The 19,267-nt window shown below is 46.8% G+C and carries 19 protein-coding genes; 8 read left to right on the plus strand and 11 right to left on the minus strand.

What is annotated here, in order from left to right:
- A partial coding sequence (locus tag NC99_RS11690) for a cytochrome ubiquinol oxidase subunit I (RefSeq protein WP_162231207.1) occupies window positions 1–243 on the plus strand: 243 nt, incomplete at its 5' end.
- Window positions 236–1,255, plus strand: coding sequence for a cytochrome d ubiquinol oxidase subunit II (locus tag NC99_RS11695; RefSeq protein ID WP_053183867.1), 1,020 nt, complete (start codon window positions 236–238; stop codon window positions 1,253–1,255). The genes NC99_RS11690 and NC99_RS11695, both read left to right, overlap by 8 nt.
- Here the strand turns inward: NC99_RS11695 and NC99_RS11700 are convergent.
- Together NC99_RS11700 and NC99_RS11705 are read right to left on the minus strand one after the other, a co-directional pair.
- On the minus strand, window positions 1,252–3,660 hold the full coding sequence (locus tag NC99_RS11700; RefSeq protein WP_053183869.1) for a polyamine aminopropyltransferase: 2,409 nt from the start codon (window positions 3,658–3,660) through the stop codon (window positions 1,252–1,254). The two genes, NC99_RS11695 and NC99_RS11700, sit on opposite strands and share 4 nt — an antisense overlap.
- On the minus strand, window positions 3,653–4,360 hold the full coding sequence (locus NC99_RS11705) for a protein-L-isoaspartate(D-aspartate) O-methyltransferase (RefSeq protein ID WP_053183871.1): 708 nt from the start codon (window positions 4,358–4,360) through the stop codon (window positions 3,653–3,655). Before NC99_RS11705 ends, NC99_RS11700 begins: the two co-directional genes overlap by 8 nt.
- Window positions 4,361–4,665: 305 nt before the next feature.
- Between NC99_RS11705 and NC99_RS11710 the strand changes: the two genes are divergently transcribed.
- Together NC99_RS11710 and NC99_RS11715 are read left to right on the plus strand one after the other, a co-directional pair.
- Window positions 4,666–5,106, plus strand: a complete 441-nt coding sequence (locus tag NC99_RS11710; RefSeq protein WP_053183873.1) for a hypothetical protein — start codon at window positions 4,666–4,668, stop codon at window positions 5,104–5,106.
- Window positions 5,107–5,226: 120 nt separating this feature from the next.
- A complete protein-coding gene (locus NC99_RS11715) occupies window positions 5,227–6,240 on the plus strand; it encodes a DUF3500 domain-containing protein (RefSeq protein WP_053183875.1) in 1,014 nt (337 codons plus the stop codon).
- A 46-nt stretch (window positions 6,241–6,286) separates the two neighbouring features.
- Here the strand turns inward: NC99_RS11715 and NC99_RS11720 are convergent, their stop codons facing one another.
- The 6 genes from NC99_RS11720 to NC99_RS11745 all read right to left on the minus strand — a co-directional run bounded on the left by NC99_RS11720 (window position 6,287) and on the right by NC99_RS11745 (window position 11,256).
- Window positions 6,287–6,550 (minus strand): DUF1456 family protein, encoded by a 264-nt coding sequence (locus NC99_RS11720; protein WP_053183901.1) that lies wholly within the window; start codon window positions 6,548–6,550, stop codon window positions 6,287–6,289.
- A gap of 215 nt (window positions 6,551–6,765) precedes the next feature.
- Entirely contained in the window at window positions 6,766–7,089 is a 324-nt protein-coding gene (locus NC99_RS11725; RefSeq protein WP_157624829.1) for a hypothetical protein, read from the minus strand.
- A gap of 116 nt (window positions 7,090–7,205) precedes the next feature.
- Window positions 7,206–7,616 carry a 3D domain-containing protein gene (locus tag NC99_RS11730; RefSeq protein WP_053183880.1) on the minus strand — a complete coding sequence of 137 codons (411 nt, stop codon included), beginning with the start codon at window positions 7,614–7,616 and terminating at the stop codon, window positions 7,206–7,208.
- A gap of 145 nt (window positions 7,617–7,761) precedes the next feature.
- Entirely contained in the window at window positions 7,762–8,853 is a 1,092-nt protein-coding gene (locus NC99_RS11735) for a sugar-transfer associated ATP-grasp domain-containing protein (protein WP_053183883.1), read from the minus strand.
- Between the two features lie 146 nt (window positions 8,854–8,999).
- Window positions 9,000–10,124 carry a nucleotidyltransferase family protein gene (locus tag NC99_RS11740; RefSeq protein ID WP_053183885.1) on the minus strand — a complete coding sequence of 375 codons (1,125 nt, stop codon included), beginning with the start codon at window positions 10,122–10,124 and terminating at the stop codon, window positions 9,000–9,002.
- The gene (locus tag NC99_RS11745; RefSeq protein ID WP_053183887.1) at window positions 10,117–11,256 is read right to left on the minus strand and encodes a phosphoenolpyruvate carboxykinase (ATP); all 1,140 of its coding nucleotides are present in this window, start codon (window positions 11,254–11,256) and stop codon (window positions 10,117–10,119) included. The genes NC99_RS11740 and NC99_RS11745 overlap by 8 nt, the downstream gene beginning before the upstream one ends.
- A 260-nt stretch (window positions 11,257–11,516) precedes the next feature.
- On the opposite strand from NC99_RS11745, the gene NC99_RS11750 reads away from it, so the two are divergent.
- Window positions 11,517–11,831, plus strand: a complete 315-nt coding sequence (locus tag NC99_RS11750) for a hypothetical protein (RefSeq protein ID WP_053183889.1) — start codon at window positions 11,517–11,519, stop codon at window positions 11,829–11,831.
- 136 nt (window positions 11,832–11,967) lie between these two features.
- On the opposite strand, the gene NC99_RS11755 is transcribed toward NC99_RS11750, so the two are convergent.
- Window positions 11,968–12,537, minus strand: a complete 570-nt coding sequence (locus NC99_RS11755; protein ID WP_053183890.1) for a DNA-3-methyladenine glycosylase I — start codon at window positions 12,535–12,537, stop codon at window positions 11,968–11,970.
- 331 nt (window positions 12,538–12,868) lie between these two features.
- Between NC99_RS11755 and NC99_RS11760 the strand changes: the two genes are divergently transcribed.
- Window positions 12,869–14,791: a tetratricopeptide repeat protein gene (locus tag NC99_RS11760; RefSeq protein WP_053183892.1), complete on the plus strand. Its 1,923-nt coding sequence runs from the start codon at window positions 12,869–12,871 to the stop codon at window positions 14,789–14,791.
- A 12-nt stretch (window positions 14,792–14,803) separates the two neighbouring features.
- Window positions 14,804–16,078, plus strand: coding sequence for a replication-associated recombination protein A (locus tag NC99_RS11765; protein WP_053183894.1), 1,275 nt, complete (start codon window positions 14,804–14,806; stop codon window positions 16,076–16,078).
- Here the strand turns inward: NC99_RS11765 and NC99_RS22690 are convergent.
- Window positions 16,009–16,503, minus strand: coding sequence for a HepT-like ribonuclease domain-containing protein (locus NC99_RS22690; protein ID WP_082326453.1), 495 nt, complete (start codon window positions 16,501–16,503; stop codon window positions 16,009–16,011). The two genes, NC99_RS11765 and NC99_RS22690, sit on opposite strands and share 70 nt — an antisense overlap.
- The gene (locus NC99_RS11770; protein ID WP_053183897.1) at window positions 16,496–16,786 is read right to left on the minus strand and encodes a nucleotidyltransferase family protein; all 291 of its coding nucleotides are present in this window, start codon (window positions 16,784–16,786) and stop codon (window positions 16,496–16,498) included. The genes NC99_RS22690 and NC99_RS11770 overlap by 8 nt, the downstream gene beginning before the upstream one ends.
- A gap of 299 nt (window positions 16,787–17,085) precedes the next feature.
- Between NC99_RS11770 and NC99_RS11775 the strand changes: the two genes are divergently transcribed.
- The gene (locus NC99_RS11775; RefSeq protein WP_157624831.1) at window positions 17,086–19,164 is read left to right on the plus strand and encodes a TonB-dependent receptor; all 2,079 of its coding nucleotides are present in this window, start codon (window positions 17,086–17,088) and stop codon (window positions 19,162–19,164) included.
- The last annotated feature ends 103 nt before the right edge of the window (window positions 19,165–19,267 follow it).

Consider the following 19,267-nt stretch of genomic DNA (forward strand, 5'->3'; position numbering starts at 1 on the left):
GTTTTTGCTACCCCGCTCGGTTTCATTGCCATTCAGGCAGGATGGGTCGTCACGGAAGTGGGCCGTCAACCCTGGATTATTTACGGCATCATGAAAACCAAAGATGCGCTGACCCCGATGCCGGGAATTCAATACACGTTTTACACCATCTCAGCAGTCTATCTGCTGTTGAGCTTTATCGTTGCCTGGCTGATGAGCCGTCAAATCAAAATGCTTCAAACCAAATACCTGAAACATGACTGAAATAATCTTAATCATACTCGGAATTTCGTTGTTGCTCTACGTCCTGCTTGGTGGAGCTGATTTTGGAGGGGGAATCCTCGAATTGCTATCGCGTGGAAAAGCGTCGGGTATTGTTTCGCGGGCCATTGCCCCGGTGTGGGAAGCCAATCACATGTGGCTCATTCTGGTGGTGGTGATCCTGTTTGTTGGATTTCCAACGGTTTACTCCACCGTTTTAACGGCCTTACACATTCCGGTTTTACTTGTTTTGATTGGCATTATCCTGCGTGGCTCGGCTTTTACCTTCCGGCATTATGACATTGAGGAAGAAACGCCCAAGGCCATTTACTCCTCCATATTCCGATATTCAAGTTTGTTTACCACCTTCTTCTTGGGGGTGACAACCGGTGGAATTATTCTGGGTGACATCACCATGGATTACACCCAGGGCTTTTATGCAGTTTACCTAAATCCCTGGCTCAACTGGTTCTCGTTTTCCCTTGGCATTTTTTTGGTAGTCCTTTTTGCCTTTTTGGCAACCATTTACACCTTGGGTGAAACGAAAGAAAAACCACATGTCGAACGATTTACCCGAATCGCCAAATACCTCATTATATCTTTGGTTATTGCAGGAGCCTTGGTTTTTGCTACAGCCGAGCTGGAAGGTCACCCGCTTTTCTTTGAGTTTTACCACTCAATTCCAAGCATCATCAGTGTGGTGCTGGCAACGCTGGCCCTACCGCTGCTGTGGATTAACCTGAACCAGAACAACCGCCAAATGCTGCGGTTAATTGCCGGCTTTCAAACCACGATGATTGTACTCGGATGGTTTGCCATTCAGTTCCCGGTGCTGGTCAAAATCAACGATGGCGTGGACATTACCGTTCAAAGTGCGATTGCTCCCAAACCAACGCAATTACAACTGCTCATAGCCTTAATTGTGGGTGTGCTAGTCGTTTTTCCCTACATGGGCTATCTGTATAAAACATTCAAGTTCGGAAAAAAAGCAACAAGCAAGCAAGAGCTGGGTTAAAGTCTGAAGATGGTGCGATAACTCATTGGAATGATGGCAAGTGCAGCCAGGCCATATGCCGCTGCCGCACCAACCATCACCCAGAAAAAGCCGGCTTCAACCGAAATCACGATCGCCAGGCTGGCACTAACCACTGACGCACAGCCATTGACCGCCCATGCCCAGGGAACGGCTGACGGCTGGCGCTTGCTCACATCGGTCAAGCCGAGCGGGAAAGGTAAGCCCATAAGCAAAGCCGGAGTGCCGACTATCAGGATCATCAATCCAATCTTCATTGGCATGGAATACGAATTGAATGTGCGCAAAACTGCCGTAAGATTGAAAGCATAAACAATAATCACCGCTGCGATGACGATGCTGACCGCCGTTAGGTTTTTGGGCGAAATACGAATACGCCCGGAAAGTAAGCTCCCTACACCCGACGACAATAACATCAGGCTAATGACACCCGAAGCCGCATAAATAGGATGCCCAAGAAAAGGCGTAAATTGCTGGATAAAGACCATTTCAACAAACAAGTACCCCAAGCCAATGCCACCAAAATAGAGGAAGGTCCTGAGTTTTCTTTTCAAACGAAAAGAAGAAGGAAGCAGCGGCAAAAGAATAAAAACCAACGATGCCAGCACCACCAGTAACAAGGTGAGCCAAACGACCACATAACCCAATTCCATGAAAGGTACCGTTTGGTCGCCAAAAAGTTGATTCAATTGACGTAGACTCTTCAACCGAAGATATTGAAAAAAATATGGCTGGTCATCGGTAGCCGGACGAATACGAAAAGCGTAATTGTGGTCTAACGGATCGGCCGAATCGGCCACCAGTTGATCCACGGCATCAAAAAACCAAGGGTCATCCAACTGGTTGAAATGCTCCCGGTCAAATTCATTTTGAACCGGCAGAAGCAACGGATCAAAAAACATTCGTCCACAAAATTCGCGAATGGTTGAATCCTCAATCTCCGTATAAGCCGTTTTTTTAATCACAAAGGTAACCGTACTCCAACTTCGAATGGCCGCCAAGTGCCTGTTCTTATCCTCGACTTGCCCTTCCAGCAAATCAGATAAAGTGGCCAGAATTTTTAAAGGATTGCGCACCGGATAATCCATCCAACAGGTAATGCTGATCAGTCCGTCGGGCGCCAGGCTTTGCCACAACTCAGCAAAAGCTTCGCGGGTCAGGTCGTAACGCTGCTCCAAAGCGTTCAGTCCCGACGAACCGAAGAACGAACCAATTACCGGCAGTTGAATCAAATCATAAAACTCCTGACTACCTTGCACAAAAGTACGCGACTCCAACTGGTGCATGTCAATGGCCGGATCGGCCAGCAAGTGGTTCGTCGAGTCGGCAAACTCCTCCTGCAAAAGTTCGACCAACAGCGGGTTTGCTTCAACGGCGTCAATTTCATTGATCTGGTGCGACACGGCCAAACTTAACAGTTCGCCAGTGCCACTGCTCAAAATCAAAGCTTTCCTCGGCTGCCGAATCACATAAGGCAAAGCATTGGTGGTGAATTGCAGAATGGATGTCGCATCCGCTTCAGGTTTTGGTAGAAACACGCCCAGTGCGTCGCCGTTGTTGAAAACGCCCAGGCGCGAAGGAATGCCTTCCTCATAAGCCAGGCTAAGGCCGGGCGCATAACGCAGGGCCGGCGTGCTCACCACTTCAAGCAGTCCGTAAGGACTGACAGACCGGCTTACCACCTCTGCTTCAGGAAGCAACAGGGTTTTCTCTATGCTTTTGTATTCTGATCGCACCAGCTTGGGCTGATCAACATTCAAAAATATCAGCAGGATCAGGCACAACCAAAACAGCAGCCGATTTCGCTTTTGTGCCCGGGCAACGAAACTGCCCACCAATGGAAGAATGGCCAAAATAGCTGGCAAACTCGCCGGAGCAATCCGCCACATGAGGGCGAGCGCCAGCAAACCGCCCAAACCCGATCCCAGCAGGTTGGCAAAATACAATTGGCCAATGCGCTTTCCGTAGCGCACAAAACTGAGCCCAATCGCCAGTGCGCCAAAGAAAAAAGGCAATAGCAAAAACAGGCAGGTTAAAACCAATCGAAACAGATGACGGTGATCGCTAAACAGCAGGTAGGTATCGAAACGGAAAAATTCGGTTTGAATAATAACCGGCGCCAAGGCCATCGGCGCTGCAGTGAGCACAAGTAAGCTTGGATAAACCAGGTCGAAACGCCGCACCAGCCGCTCTTTACAAAATGCCAGAAAAGTGCCCGAAGCTCCAAACCCCAACAGGGCCAGTGAGATCATCAAATGAGCAAAATGATACCACTGGGTAATGGAAAAGATCTGCATCAAGGCCAACTGAAAAGCAATGAGGGCAGCCGACAGCAGTCCAACTCCGATTCCAACATGGCCGCCAGTTATGACAGGCGCCTTAGTCATTGTCGCGGGTGAAAGGTACAAACCGAACCGGCAGCAGGTTCTCGGTTCTGACTTGCTGGTTCTTTTTTTCCACCAGCTTCAATTGTTGAACCTGAAAAGGCGAACCAACAGGAATGATCATCCTGCCGCCATCCTTTAGCTGTTTTATCAATGGTGGTGGGACAAAATTGGCAGCAGCGGTCACCACAATCGCATCAAAAGGGCCCACACTCTCCCAGCCATCATAACCATCGGCAATTTTTACATGAACATTATCGTAACTCAAATCCTGCAACCGCTGGACAGCCGCCAGCCCAAGTTCCTCAACTATTTCAATGGTATAGACCGAATCAACAATTTCGGCCAGCACCGCCGCCTGGTAGCCCGATCCGGTGCCAATCTCCAGCACTTTAAATCCGGGCTCGGGACGAATCAGCTCGGTCATGTAGGCCACAATGTAAGGCTGAGAAATGGTTTGCCCGTAGCCAATTGGGAGCGGCCCGTCGCGGTAGGCTTCTTTTCGATAATCGGCAGGCACAAAGCGATGACGTGGAACCGCGCGCATGGCATCCAACACGGGTTTGGAGCGAATGTCACGGCTTTCGATTTGTTGGCGAACCATCAGCTTCCGGGCTTCCTCAAAAGGATCTTGCTGCGCCTCGCCATTGAGGGCGAAAAGACTAAAGCCTGCCAGACATACTGAAAACAAAATCTTTGACATGGCGGAACGTTTTTGTACTTTTTCTGTAGTTGCATGTACGAAACAATAAACCGGAGGTTATCCGCCTGCAAATCTGAATTGATAATCTGGTTGAATTGATCAAAGATCCATAAGCTGAGTTAGGTTCGATAGGTCATCCGATGCATAATCTTGCAAAATACCAGGATGTCACCACCTCATAAATCGATTAATTGTGGATTCATCGGATGACTAAAACCGCTGGTATTTGATTTGCCGAAGTAACCACTTAACTTTGATCATCCATCCCGGTTGAAGATTGCGTTTGATCTCAAAAAAGAGCTCCGATGATTTTCAAATTCGTACTACTGGCCTTGTTTGGAATAGCGATGGCGCATGTTGAAGGTGTCGTGGTGGTGTATCTGCGCAAAACCATTGGCCTGCTCGATCCGGAGGTGGATAACCGGCAAGCGCTAGAAAAAGTCCCCCGCCGCCTGATTCACATTGAAATGACACGCGAAGCAGCGACCATCGTCATGCTCGCCACACTGGCCTGGCTGGTTGGCTATGGCTGGCTCGAAAAAACCATGGTGTTTCTGTGGACCTTCGCTTTTTGGGACTTGTTCTACTACATATCACTTTATTTGCTCATTGGATGGCCGCCAAAACTTACCACAACCGACGTACTGTTCCTGATTCCCCGCCCCTGGGTTGCACCGGTGTGGTTTCCGATTGGAGTGTCTTTGCTCACCATCAGCTTGATCGCGCTGTTTTTTCTTCTCCTGTAACACATCGCCAGAAATAAGCGAGAGAAAAACGAAAAGCAAGCAAAACGGTCGTTCAGTTGTTAGAGATAACGGTGCCTGATCTGTGCAGACAGGCTGATTCTTAATCAAAAACCCTGACAAATGAAGAAAATGGCTGTCATTCTGATTCTGCTTTCCGCCATTGGTTCCGTCTATTCCCAGGGAGACCCGGATCCTGCCCGCCAATTTCTGGCCTCGCTCAATGATACACAGCGCGCCCGGGTGCTACTCCCGTTTGAAGATTCATCGCGAAGCCGGTGGCATTACCTGCCTGCCTCGAGCTGGACACGGACTGGAATTAGTTTAGGCGAGCTTGACAATACGCAGCGCCAACTGCTTTTCAGTTTGTTGAAAAGTTACCTGAGTGAAACCGGCTACGACAAAACACAAAAGATTCTAGAGCTCGAAGAAATTCTGGGTGAGCTGGAAAACAATCCGGCATACCGCAATCCCGACAATTATTTTGTGGCCTTTTATGGCGAACCAGACAAAAACAACCTGTGGAGCTGGTCCTTCGAAGGACATCACCTTTCGCTGAACTTTACGATGGCCGACGGCAAGCTGGCGATGGCTCCCCTATTTATGGGCGCCAATCCGGCCGTCATTCCCGAAGGAAAACGAAAAGGAGAGAAAACCTTGGCACGCGAAGAGGACCTGGCGTTTAAGCTGCTCCATGCCTTGCCAGAAAATCAACGGCAGCAGGCCATCTTCCGGGAGCGCGCCTTTTGGGATATCACCACTTCAAACGACAGCCAAGTGGAGCCGATGAAACTCGTGGGTATCCGGCTGAAAGACCTGGCGCCTGATCACCAAGCCATCTTGCTTGAGCTGATTGATGAATACCTGGCTTCGATGCCTCCCGAGCTGGCCACCCTGCGCATGAACCTGTTAAAAACCGAAGAGTTTGACCAGATCCGCTTTGGATGGGCCGGTGGCACACAGCCCGGCGAGCCACATTACTACCGGGTGCAGGGCAAAACCTTTCTGATTGAGCTGGACAACACGCAAAATGGCGCCAACCACATCCATTCCGTTTGGCGCGATTTTGATGGTGACTTTGGCCGCGACCTGATCCGTGAGCATCATGAACACTCCAACCATCACGACCAGAAATGAAAATAAGAAACACAGAAGCTTGCAGCGAGTTAAATCGTTGGCGCGACTATTCCGCTTTCTTTTCCGGAGTTTGCCCGGGCCCTTTGTCTTTCGGGCCCCGCTTATAAATAATCAATCCATTAAGAAAGTTGCGTAGAATTTGATCTTGCAGCGGTTTATAGTTCGGGTGTTCAATGCTTCGGAAAAAAGCCCCCAGCTCGCTCTTGCTAATCGGATAATCAACCAATTTCAAAATCTCGACAATATCGTCATCGCGCAATTTCAGCGCCACACGTAACTTCTTCAGAATATCATTGTTGGTTAAAGGCATCGCTTTATTTTTTTGAATTGAAAATTGGTACTCATTTTTCTGTTTGTCCGCTTCCGATCTGATTGCAGGCAAGCCAGTCCACAAAAGTAGCAGATTAAACCGGATTGCGGGCTTCTGGCATCGTCTTGTTGTTCAAATCAAAAATCCAAAAGCCGTTATTCAGCGCATGAGCGCCAAATCCCGCAAGCTTTAGACCGCACTCATGTGCATGAGCATCAAATTCTGGAGGCTGGAAACATGGCCCATGCTATGTGCGGCAAATCCCAGATGCGGGAAAGCTCGCCCACGGCATGAATGATGAAATTCCGGAAGCGGGAGCGTGCATTCATGGCGTGAATGGTGGAATTCTGGATGCGGGAGCGTGCATTTATGGCGTGAATGGTGGAATCCCAGATGCGGGAACGAGCATTCATGGTGTGAATGGTGGAATCCGGAATGCTGGACGGGCTATTCATGGCGTGAATGATGGAATCCGGAATGCTGGACAACGTATTCATGGCATAAATGGTGGAATCCGGAATGCTGGACGACGTATTCATGACATAAATGATGAAATCCGGGGTGCGAGACGGCGTCCCAACAATGAGCCTGCTGACTTCCAGCGAAATGACAGGGAAGCTGATCGCTTCTGCACAAAAGAACTTCAGCAAAAAACTTACTTATCCTCCTTCCACGAAATGGTTACTTGCTGCGCGCCCCAGTCCAGCGCCGCTTCCACGTCGTTTCCCATATAAATATCAATTCGCTGGGTCCAGCGCCGGTTCATCTTATCGAGTACCCGGTAAGTTCCGGGCAATCCCTCAATTTTCACCTTGGTCTCGTAATCCAAGCCTGCGGGAATCAGGTCGCGCGACACGGCTATGCACTTCATACCGGGCTCGAGGGTATCGCCCCAGGCAGTGATATTTTCGTGGTCGGGATGAGTCTGTGAGCCAATGGAGTTGTAAGCAGTCGCAGTGACCTCCATCACTTTCACCGTCCGGCCCGCACAACCACCGGCCAAAAAGCCAAGTCCCATCGCACCAACGATGAGCCACTTCAACCAAAAAAGAATTGTTTTCTGCATCCGATTTTAAGACTTCTTCTATAATAGAAAGCCGTACAGATGCATCTTTGTTCAATCCAAAAGCTGGTGGAGGCCGCTATTGAAACGAATCAGGCGGACAGTTGTCTCACTCAAGTTGTTAATCATCTATAAAAAATTCCCTGAATTATGATTTTGACAACAGGTGAAATTCCTTCATCACATTCTGATATACCTTGTTGGCTCGGTACCCACCATCATGAAAATCATTTCCATTGGCACCATAACTCGCGTTCCCTTCAATAAGTACGGGGCCCGACTTCTCGATAGCCACATCCCAGCCGACCAGGCGCAAACCAGGCAACACTTTCGCCGCATTGATGACCAACTCTTTAACCTGGTCAAAGAATGGAATTTCAAACCCTTCAAAAACAGTACCTGTTACCGGATGCGCAGTGAGTGGTTTGATGCCATATTTTGGGTAGCAATAGCCATATTTCTTAAGTGTCCCATCATTCAAGTTTATTCCAATTCCATATCCTCCTTGGGTAATATTGTCGAGATACGAATCGCTAACGTTGATTCTAATATAACCTGAGATGACATCAACCTTCCCGTTACCATCCATAAACGTGTCAATTCGAATGGTATTCACACATGAAGGATTTAGCTTGTCTACTTGCTCGTGTTGAATGATTGTTTCCTGAAACAAAAAACCCGAACGAACAACATCCTGATAAAGCGCTTCAATGTATTGTGGGTCTTCCTCACATTTTTGTCTGGACAGCTTATAAATCTCATATCCGCCATAGCTGCCGTACATTTTTTTAATAATAATCGAATTGTAATCCGGATTATTATTGAAAATATCGATCAATACCGACTGAAAATCCTGCCCATTATTCAATTGAAAGCTATGGTCTCCCAAAAAGAAAACTTTCTTGAGATTGTACATAATCGTCTTTGGTAAACGGATATTGAATTGCCGGTAATATAAATCGAAGTACAATTTATTTTCCAACGTAAGAGAAGTATCCTTCTCATTAAAAAACGCTGTAACCCGATCCAAATGGTCTGACGGAATATAATTTAGGATATTCTCCTTTCCCTTTTTAAAAAGATACCTGGAAAAGTAAACTCGTGGAACGGCTTTGTTGAAAAAAGTGAGATAGCCAATCTCTGTCAACATCTGTGCGAGCGGTTTCCTTTCGGGATCTTTGTAAATTTCATAAAATAATCTGGCTTTAGATAGTTTTGTGGATTTCTTCGTTGTTTCCATTTGTATTGAGTTTAGTTATTAGCTGATATCGATCTTAAAATTAAATCTTTCATTCAAACCATGGATTGTTTAACCTGCTTTTTTTCAACAGCTTTTTACAGTTCCATCGTAAAAAATGAGTACTAAAATTTGTCACAGTCTGGGTGCTATTTGTGTTTTGCAAAGAATCTTGAATAAAGCCGAAAATGATCTCCGTACCACTGCCGGTTAATAATTCGCCGACTTAAATAGTTCCGTTTCTCTCGGGAGTAGAATGCCTCTATGATCTGCCCCAAATAGCCCTTGAAAATTCGCTCTCCAAGAAACAGACTGTTACGGTGAGCCTGATTGAACAGCGTCGAGGAAAGGTTGAGGGTGTGTTTAATATAGAGGATGCGATAGGCCAGATTGCTTTTCGGGAAAAAGGCCAGGTCTAAGCCCAGTACACGCCGAACCAGCGCAAAGTAGGCAATCGCCTTTTGCTTTGGCTTAATTTCAGCTAAGGCTTGCTCCGGCGGAAACTTTTTCGAGAGTAGATACAAATCGTAGGCGCCACGCAGCGACATTCGTCCAAACAAGTGGTCCTGATTGGAAAGTGGCCCATGAATAAAATTATGAATGAGCCTGTGCCTGGCCGACGGCACATAACACCCGACTAATTCCGCCACCAGCTGCCTTTCACGGGCGATCGTCTCATTGTTGAACCAACCGGTGAACACTTCGTCGACCGGAATCCGGTGAATTTCAATGGTTGCCCCGTGCTCAGGATGAAAGAGCCGCGGATAATGTTTGAAGGTTTCAATGTCCTTGTAGTCGGGCGTTTCGTATGCTTCAGCATATCCTGCGTCCTTCATCAGCCGGGCCGCTTCGAGGTATTCATCGTCGGAAACCAAAAAGTCGATATCGCCAAGGATTCGCTCGCCCAAATCAGCATAAAGCCCGTCGAGCAAATTGGCGGCACCTTTCAAAAACACCGGGTAGATCTTGTGCGGCTTCAGCACGTCCACAATTTCGTGAAGCTGTTTCAGAATTCGTGTATTCCTGGCCACATTCAGCGCGTGAACCTCGTGTAAATGGCTCGTCAAATCTTCCGGCAAATGGTCAAGAAGATTATGTGTCCTGAATTTTAAAAAAATGGCAGGTAAAACCAGGTGATTGCTACACAACGAAACAAACTGGTGCCAGTCTATCAGCTCAGATTTCGCGAGGGCAATAAGCTGGTCCCTAAACTCCGGATGTTCGTCCAAAGCAAGGCATTTTCCTATCAAATAATACATTTCCCTGTCAGTCATGGTCAAACATCTCTTTGATCGCTTCCAACGCTTTTGAGTTGTCGGAATAGTTGAGCTGATAAAACCTGAGGTTCTCTACCCGTTCAAACAAAATCTCCACATTCGCGGGAGTTGGTGGTACCCAAACCTGTTCAAGAAGCAATCGTAACGCTTCAAAAAAATCGAGTTTATCCAGTTGAAAATCGATGGCCGGATTGTATTTCACAAACACGATTTCCTGAACCGGGAAAACCAGCTGCATCAAATCATTTTCAATAGGTAAATACCGTACTTTTTTATTTGGAGCAACATGTCGCAGCTGCTTCCCGGCCAAGTCAGGATAGTGCGAAGCCAGCACTTCCATTGCCCCTTCCTTCACCGACATGGCGATTGGAAACGGGTAGGCATTCATCGTGTATTTATCAAACGGCACAAAATCGTCGGAAATGAGATGATATCCCCGCGCTTGCAGCAAGGCCGCGAGGGTTGTTTTTCCACTTCCGGGAGCTGCCGAAAAAAGGATCGTCTTGTGGCCATTGGTAATCGCCGAGGCATGAACGGTCATCAGCCAGTCTTCCTTCTTCTTGTGATGCAGCACATTGATCAGCTCCAGAAAGATCATCCCTTTTACCAAATGGCTCTCATCCTTGCCCCACATGCCTTTCACCTGATTTTCGAACCGGAAAACAACCTGGTTTTGAAATGAAAACAACTCAAAAAGAAAGTCCTCCCCTTCGTTTCCGTCTGTCTCCAAGTGACTGATCAGGGGATGAACGTAGCGTTCGAGCCAAGAAGTCTCGTAGAAAAACCGGATGACCCTGCTTCCCAGCCGGTAATGATAGCTGGAGTAGGAAGTAAAAACATGTTGTGCTGCTGCATCGAAACCAGGCTTTGGATCAGCGTCACCAGCAACAGGCCGGTTCATTTCCTCAACCCGAAGTCCAATGTCATTTACAAAGGTCAAACTCTCCTCCGGGGTCCAGCCATAGCGTAGCTCCAACTTGGGCGCGATGGCTTCAGCTTGCTGGCCTCGGGCAATCTTTTGAAAGGCAAACCAAGCTGGCTCCTCTAGTTGAAAATACAAATTGCTATTCTGAAACCAAACCAGGTAACGTGGTCCTATCTTTCGCTTGACGTATGGAATATCAGCCATTTAGATACTATTTATTAATTCAAAAGTCGATAAACGTTGAGCTAAATATAAATATAAAACTAAGACTCAGCTTGCGCAAAATTGATTTTACGGGATTTTACCTATTGTTCACCTAACCGTCTCAACATAAATTGCCTCAATAAGATCGCCACCATAGCCAGTGGCTATTTCACTGACTGTAAGCTGGGGCAAAAGCTCATTTCTGAAGTCAACACGATTTTAATTTCACAAACATACATTTAACACAAAAAATCATTAAAATGGAAAAGCGAAAGACTGACGTAGAGACGAAAATTCAAGATTCTTTGGGGAAGAAGATGACACGAAAAGAAGCTATTAAAAAAACCGGCTATGCTGCTGCATCAGCTGCCACCATGATGATTCTGCTGAGTAACAACGCCACAGCAGGCGGCGGACAGGATGACGGCTACAAAATTGGTGACGGATTTAAATCCAACAACGCCAATGGTCGCGGCGGTGGCCGACAAGGTGGTGGACAAGGCGGCGGACGACATGGCGGTGGCAGGCACGGTGGCGGCCGACACGATGGCCCCAGTAGTTCACCCTGCTATTAAACCAGATTTAGAAAGCGAACTATTCACAAGAAAACTTAGGAGAAAGGCTGAACTGGAAACGTTCAGCCTTTCATTTTTCGCAAAAAAACGGAAAAACCAGCCACCACCTTTTGAGAACGTTTGCAATTCCTGCAGACTACAACACCCCATCCAGCTCGGCATGCCGAAAACAGCTCACCAAGTGATCATTAACCATACCCGTGGCCTGCATGTGCGCATAAACAATGGTGGATCCGACAAACTTGAATCCCCGCTTTTTCATGTCTTTACTGATTTGGTCTGAGAGTTCCGTTCGGGCCGGCAGCTCTTCCAGCTTTTCAAAGTGGTTAACGATGGGCTTGAAATCGACAAAACCCCATATATACTTGTCAAACGATCCGAACTCTTGCTGTACTTCCAAAAAGCGCCTGGCATTGTTCACACTGGCCGCCACTTTCAAGCGATTACGAATAATGCCTTCATTCTGCAACAGCTCCTGCATTTTAGCATCATCGTAGGCCGCCACCTTGATCGGGTCGAAATTATCGTAGGCCAGTCGGTAATTCTCACGCTTGCGTAAAACCGTCAGCCAGCTTAAGCCGGCCTGCACACCTTCCAGCAACAAAAACTCAAATAAAAGCTGGTCGTCGTGCAAAGGCACACCCCATTCGGTATCATGGTAATCAATGTACAAATCATTTTTCAGGCACCAGTCGCATCGTTTCATCTCATTAAAATTGTTTATTTCGTTCGTATTCGATGGAACTCTCGATGAATTTTAATTCTTCATATTCACAACAAGAAGAATTAAAATTCATGTTCGTTTCATTGGATCGATTTTTGTTAAAAATTCAAAATTTGAATAAAAATACAAAAAACATCATCAATCGGCTTAGAATATTCGTCTTGCTCTTTGTAAATTGCGCCACACGAAAAAACAGATCGTGATCAATCAACAAATTTCGGCTACTTGCCAGAAGTGAACACGGACTTGAGCAAATCGGACAACATTAAAGCTTGTAACAAATAATGAAAAGATTGGCTGAAACGACTAATAAATGAAAATCAAACTATCCCTTATATTTTTGCTCCTCTCAAACCTGGCTTTTAGCCAGTTGAACATTAGCCACTATATCCGTGTTGGACAAACCCGCATTCAAATTGGCAACTACGTTGGAGCAATCGAAAACTTCAATATTGTCATCAAATTTAAGCCACAACTGCCAGAACCCTATTATTTTAGAGGTGTGGCCAAACATCAGCTGGAAGACTTCCGTGGCGCCATTCAGGATTACAACAAAGCCATCGGCATAAAACCATACTACCCCGACGCGTTCATGCACCGCGGGCTGGCATACCTGGAACTGAAAGACTATGATGCTGCGATTGCTGATTACAACCGGGCGCTGGAGCTGGATCCTGACAACGAGGCCATTTATAACAACCGGGGCATTGCCAAACTTTCGTTGAAAGATATTGAAGGTGCCATTGCAGATTACGACAAAGCCCTGGAAATCAACCCAAACTTCATCAACAGTTTTATTAACCGAAGTAATGCCAATATTTTGAAGGGCGATATTCCCGAAGCTATTCGCGATTTAAACCGGGCCATCATGATTCGGCCGCACTTTGCCAGCGCTTACCTGCTGCGTGGCCTGGCCCGCTTTGAGCTGGAAGATTTCGCCGCTGCCCTGCGCGATTTTGATCAAACCATCAAGCTGGATCCGCAAAATGCTTACGCCTACAACAACCGGGGAATTGTGAAACAACGACTGGAGGACTACCAGGGCGCTATCATGGACTACGACTTGGCGCTCGAAATTAATCCGACCTTGCCGAACGCCTATTTTAACCGGGGAATAGCCAAGGAAGTTTTGAAAATTCCGGGATACGAAAACGACTATGAAGTTGCAGCCAAGCTGGATCCACGCCTGAACATCCGCCAACGCATGCTGGAAGATGATGCCCTGGCACAGCAGCAACAACAAACCAAGCAGCAAAGCTCAGGTGCAGCAGGCCAACAACAGGCGCAAAATACCCAGCAAAAACCTCCGGCGCAAACTCCCCAACGCCCAAATACGCAGCAGAAACAAGACGAAAAACAGGAGGAAACACAGGAACAACGAGACCGCCGCCGCTTTCGACTCTCGCTGGCCGACACCCGTAACCTGCCAACCGACGAAGAGGAAGATGTGGATGATGGCCGCATACAAAACCGGAACATCATCATTGAGCTACAGGACATTTTTGTGATTTCATCGTTCAGCCGCAACGCCGTTGACTACGAACGTTTGCAATATTATAATCTGGCGTTGGAAGAGTTGAACCGCTTCAACAACTATACGCCAATGATGACCATCAGCAATATCAAAACCACGACTTTCGAGGATCATTTCAGAAATCAAATCCTTTATTTCAATGAGAAAATCAAGGCAAATAAAGTGGCTGAAAATCATCTGAGCCGGGGAATCTTTAAGTTTTTGGTGAACGAATACAGCGAAGCGATGGATGATTTTGACCAGGCCATTGCCATGGACAATAAAAACACGCTGGCACACTTCAGCCGGGCAAACTGTCGCGTTCAGATGGTGGAGCTGCTTGAATCGCTACCCGACTTTTCGGAAGACCTGACCATCCCGGTGGGATCGACGCCAGAGCCAAGTGAGAATACCCAGGAAATGATTTCAGATTATGAAGATATTCTGAATGACTACCAGGTTTGTATTTATATCAACCCTGATTTTCCATTCGCCTATTACAACAAAGGCTACATCCTTTGCAAACTAGGCCGATACCAGGAAGCCATCCGGAACTTCGACAAAGCCATTGAACTGCAACCGGACTTTGCCGAAGCCTACTTTAACCGGGGGTTGACCAAAATTTACCTGGATGAAATGGACGGAGGCGCCAACGACCTGAGTAAAGCCGGCGAGCTGGGCATTCAGGATGCATACAATATCATTAAGAGGTATTGTAACTAAAGAAACCAAAAAATGAGTTTATCTCCCCTTGCAGAACGACTTCGTCCGAAAAAGCTGGACGACTACATTGGCCAGGATCATTTGGTTGGTGAAGGAGCTGTTTTGCGAAAAATGATTGAATCAGGCAACATCTCCTCCATTATTTTGTGGGGCCCGCCGGGCGTTGGAAAAACCACCCTGGCGAAAATTATTGCCAACACGCTCGACCGCCCATTCTACATTTTAAGCGCCATCAACTCGGGTGTGAAAGATGTTCGTGAAGTAATTGAAAAGGCGAAGAAGACCCAGTTTTTCAATCATCCCAATCCCATTTTGTTTATCGATGAGATCCATCGGTTTAGCAAGTCGCAGCAAGATTCGCTGCTGGGAGCGGTTGAACAGGGCGTGGTGACCTTGATTGGTGCCACCACAGAAAACCCGTCCTTTGAGGTAATCTCTCCACTACTCTCGCGCTGTCAGGTTTACGTGCTGAAACATCTGGAAAAAGAAGGCCTGTTGAAAATTCTGGACTTGGCGATCAAAAAAGACACCGACCTCAAAAAGTTGGAGATCGTGGTGCAGGAATACGAAGCCTTGCTGCGCTTTTCGGGTGGCGATGCCCGGAAACTGCTGAACATTCTCGAACTGGTTGTTTTGGCCGAAGAAGGTCCGAAAATTGTCATCACCAACGAAAAAGTCACCGACCGCCTTCAAAGCAGCCAGGCCATTTACGACAAGAATGGCGAAATGCACTACGACATTATTTCAGCTTTCATCAAAAGCATCCGGGGCAGTGATCCCGATGCGGCGGTGTACTGGCTGGCGCGCATGCTCGAAGGTGGCGAAGACATCAAATTTATTGCCCGCAGGCTGCTCATTCTGGCTGCTGAAGATGTGGGGCTCGCTAATCCCAACGCGCTGCTGCTGGCCCAAAGCACCTTCGATGCGGTGCACAAAATCGGGCCACCCGAGTCGCGTATTATTTTGTCAGAGTGCACCATCTATCTGGCGACTTCGCCTAAAAGCAATTCAGCCTACGAAGCTATCAATGCAGCGCAAGAATTGGTTCGGCGCACCGGCGATTTACCGGTGCCACTGCACATCCGCAATGCCCCGTCCAAACTCATGAAAGACTTGGGCTACGGCAAAGACTACAAATATGCGCACGCTTACAAAGGCAACTTTGCCGAACAGGATTTCCTTCCGGAGAACATCAAAAACGAACGCTTGTACAAACCTCAAAACAATGCAACGGAACTCAAAATTATGGAGCGATTGAAAGCTTGGTGGGGAAAGCGGTTTGAATAGCAGCTTGATATTTCAAAATTGAGCAGGGAAGTAAGCTTCGAGAACCTCACGATAACATATTCTAAGTCAGCTGGACTGAATGATTTGATTGTCCCCAATATAGCTTCCAACCAATCAATTAGTTCATCTAGATATGATTCAATAATCTCCCAAACGATTTCATAGTCAACCCCAAAATATTTATGAACTATTCGATTGCGAAATCCACGAATCCTTTTCCATTCTATTTCCGGATTATGATTCCTAAAGTCCTGGGGAACTCTATTTGCTGCCTCTCCGATGATCTCAAAGTTCCGGACGACTGCATCAATCGTTTTATCATCCGATAAAAAAGACTCAAAATCATGGCCTCGAATGTATCGTCTAATCTTCAGCGCCGATTGCAGCATATCATCCAGTAACAATAATGTATCACGCTTAGACATAGATCAAATCTGAATCGATTGATTTTAAGTATTTTTCCTTAATTCCTTTCTTGGAAACCAAGTCGACTTTAAATCCGATAATTTTCTCTAGTTCCTCAGCTAAGTCAATGAACCTTACGCCAATTCTGTCTGAGAACTCTACCAAAATATCCAAATCACTGGAATCGTCTTGTTCTCTGCGCGCATAGGAACCGAAAATTGCCATTGATCTTATTGGATAGTCATGAAACAATCGATCTTTGTGACTGCTTAAAATGCTTTTTATTTCTTGTAATGTTCTCATAATCCAAAAATAACGTTTTTAAATCAATCGAAGAAACAAACAATCCAGCGATTCTTTAATTCGTGCATTGCTACTCATCAGTTAGTCTAGAGCGCCACCCCAATCCTCCGAAAAAACAATTCCCCCAATCGGTTGTTCTTCTGAAAAACAACAAAAGCAATTAAACAAATGGGTAAAAGCGCTTGTAAGAAGAAGGATTACGTGGAACCTGAAGACGCCAAATATTGCTGCAAAAAGTGCAACGTGAAAGCGAAAAAAGAAAACAAACTCTGCAAACCAAAGAAAATCAATTCATAGCGATGAAAAATTGCTCCCTTGCCTTAGTCACCCTTCTTTTCATTTTTCAATCTTATCGTGTACCTGCTCAAGACTCAGCACCCTTCGATGAAGAATCATCGATACAGGATTCAGTTTTCGCCATTGATGCGGTTACGGTGCACGCTTTTCACTACGAAAGCCGATTACTGGAAACCCCAGCCGCCATTTCAATTTTGGCAGCCGACCAGTTGGAGCAAAATTCGCTACAACCCATTGATTTTGTGCTGAACCAGGTGCCCGGCGTGTACATGCAAAGTGCCAGCCTGACAACCAACCGCTTAACCATTCGCGGAGTTGGCAGCCGCACGCCTTACGCATCGAATAAAATCCGCGCCTATTATGCCGGCATTCCGCTGACCAACGGGGTTGGCGAAACCACGATTGAAGATTTGAACCAATCGGTTTTGTCAAGCTTTGAAGTCATTAAAGGGCCAGCCTCTGGGTTTTATGGCGCCGGATTGGGCGGCACCTTGCTGCTTGATGCCGTTCATCCAAATCAAAACCAATTTTCGGTTGATTACGGATTTGGCTCCTATCAAACCCACGAGTTTAACGGCAACCTCTACCTGACTGGCGATAACAGCAACAATCATTTGGCGATTGAACGATTAAGCTCCGACGGCTATCGCGAGAACAATGAAACGGAACGGGTAAACCTGAATTATGTCGGCCAGTTTGATATCGCCAATCACCAGTTGAACCTGATTGTGAACCACACGGACTTGAAAGCCTATATTCCCAGCTCGGTGGATTTCGAGAGCTTCACCAACAGCCCAGAACTGGCAGCAGCAAACTGGGCGGCCATCCGTGGTTACGAAGATTACCAAAAGAATTTGCTGGGCGCGTCTGTCATTTCTGACTGGGACCGAAACTGGAAATCGACCATCAGCTTTTTTGGACAAAACCGTGCTTCAGATGAATTGCGGCCATTTAATTTTCTAACAGAAGAAAGTCATTATTTCGGCGGCCGTTTTATCCTGGAGAAAACAGTTCTTACTGAAAATGGAAGCTGGAAATTTATGCTGGGGAATGAGAGTTTTTTTGAAAGATACGATTGGGCAACTTTTGAGAATACAGACGATGGAAGTGCGGGTGAAATTCTTTCGGACAACAAGGAAAAGCGAAACTACGTCAATGGGTTTGGGCAGCTTGATTATTACCTGGCCAACCGTGTCCGGATTTCCGCCGGAGCCAACATCAACAAAACGTATTACGACTACACCGACCTGCTAGGCGCAGATGGCGACCGGTCCGGCGACCATTCTTTTAAAACCGTTATTTCACCCCGCCTGGCCATCAACTACTCGCTGACTGATAAAAACAAGCTGTACGCACAGGTGAGCCACGGTTTTTCACCGCCAAGCCTGGAAGAAACCTTGCTTCCGGAAGGCGGACGAAATACCGATATTCAGCCCGAAACCGGCTGGAACTACGAATTAGGAAGCCGCGGCTATTTGTTTGATGAATTGTACTACGACATCTCGGCATTTTATATGAGCATTGAGAATTTACTGGTTGCACGGCGGGTGGACGAAGATGCCTACCAGGGAACCAACGCCGGGAAAACCGCTCATCCGGGGCTGGAATACTATCTTCAATACACCCTGCCGGGTGGAGAAAACTACAAGCACCAGCTATCGGCTAACGGCAGCTTTTCGCCTTTCTATTTCGTTGATTTTGTTGATGGCGAAAACGACTACTCCGACAAAGAGCTCACCGGAACACCGCGTTATCAAACAAACCTGAGCTATGCTTTAAGCATCAAACAGCGCTTCAACCTGCAATTGAATTACCAGCAAGTGGGGAAAATTCCATTGCGTGATGACAACTCCATCTATACGGATGCCTATGGTTTGTTGAATGCAAACGTTCAATACCTGAAAAACTGGGGAAACCTCAACATGAAAGCCCTGCTGGCGCTAAACAATCTGACCGGAGAGCATTACAGTTCGATGGTTTTAATTAATGCCAGCTCGTTTGGCGGAAGTGCGCCCCGCTACTACTATCCGGGATTGCCGCGCAACTTTGCATTCCGGCTAAAGTTTTCGTACTTGTTTTAGCGGGTTAAATGCTAAAATGCAGATTTAGTCCGGCTACATCGGCTCCACGCCACTGCCCACTGACTTTCAGTTGTTGCCATACATAGTCGTCCCTGAAAAAGTT

This window comes from Sunxiuqinia dokdonensis (assembly GCF_001270965.1).
GTDB classification, from domain to species: domain Bacteria; phylum Bacteroidota; class Bacteroidia; order Bacteroidales; family Prolixibacteraceae; genus Sunxiuqinia; species Sunxiuqinia dokdonensis.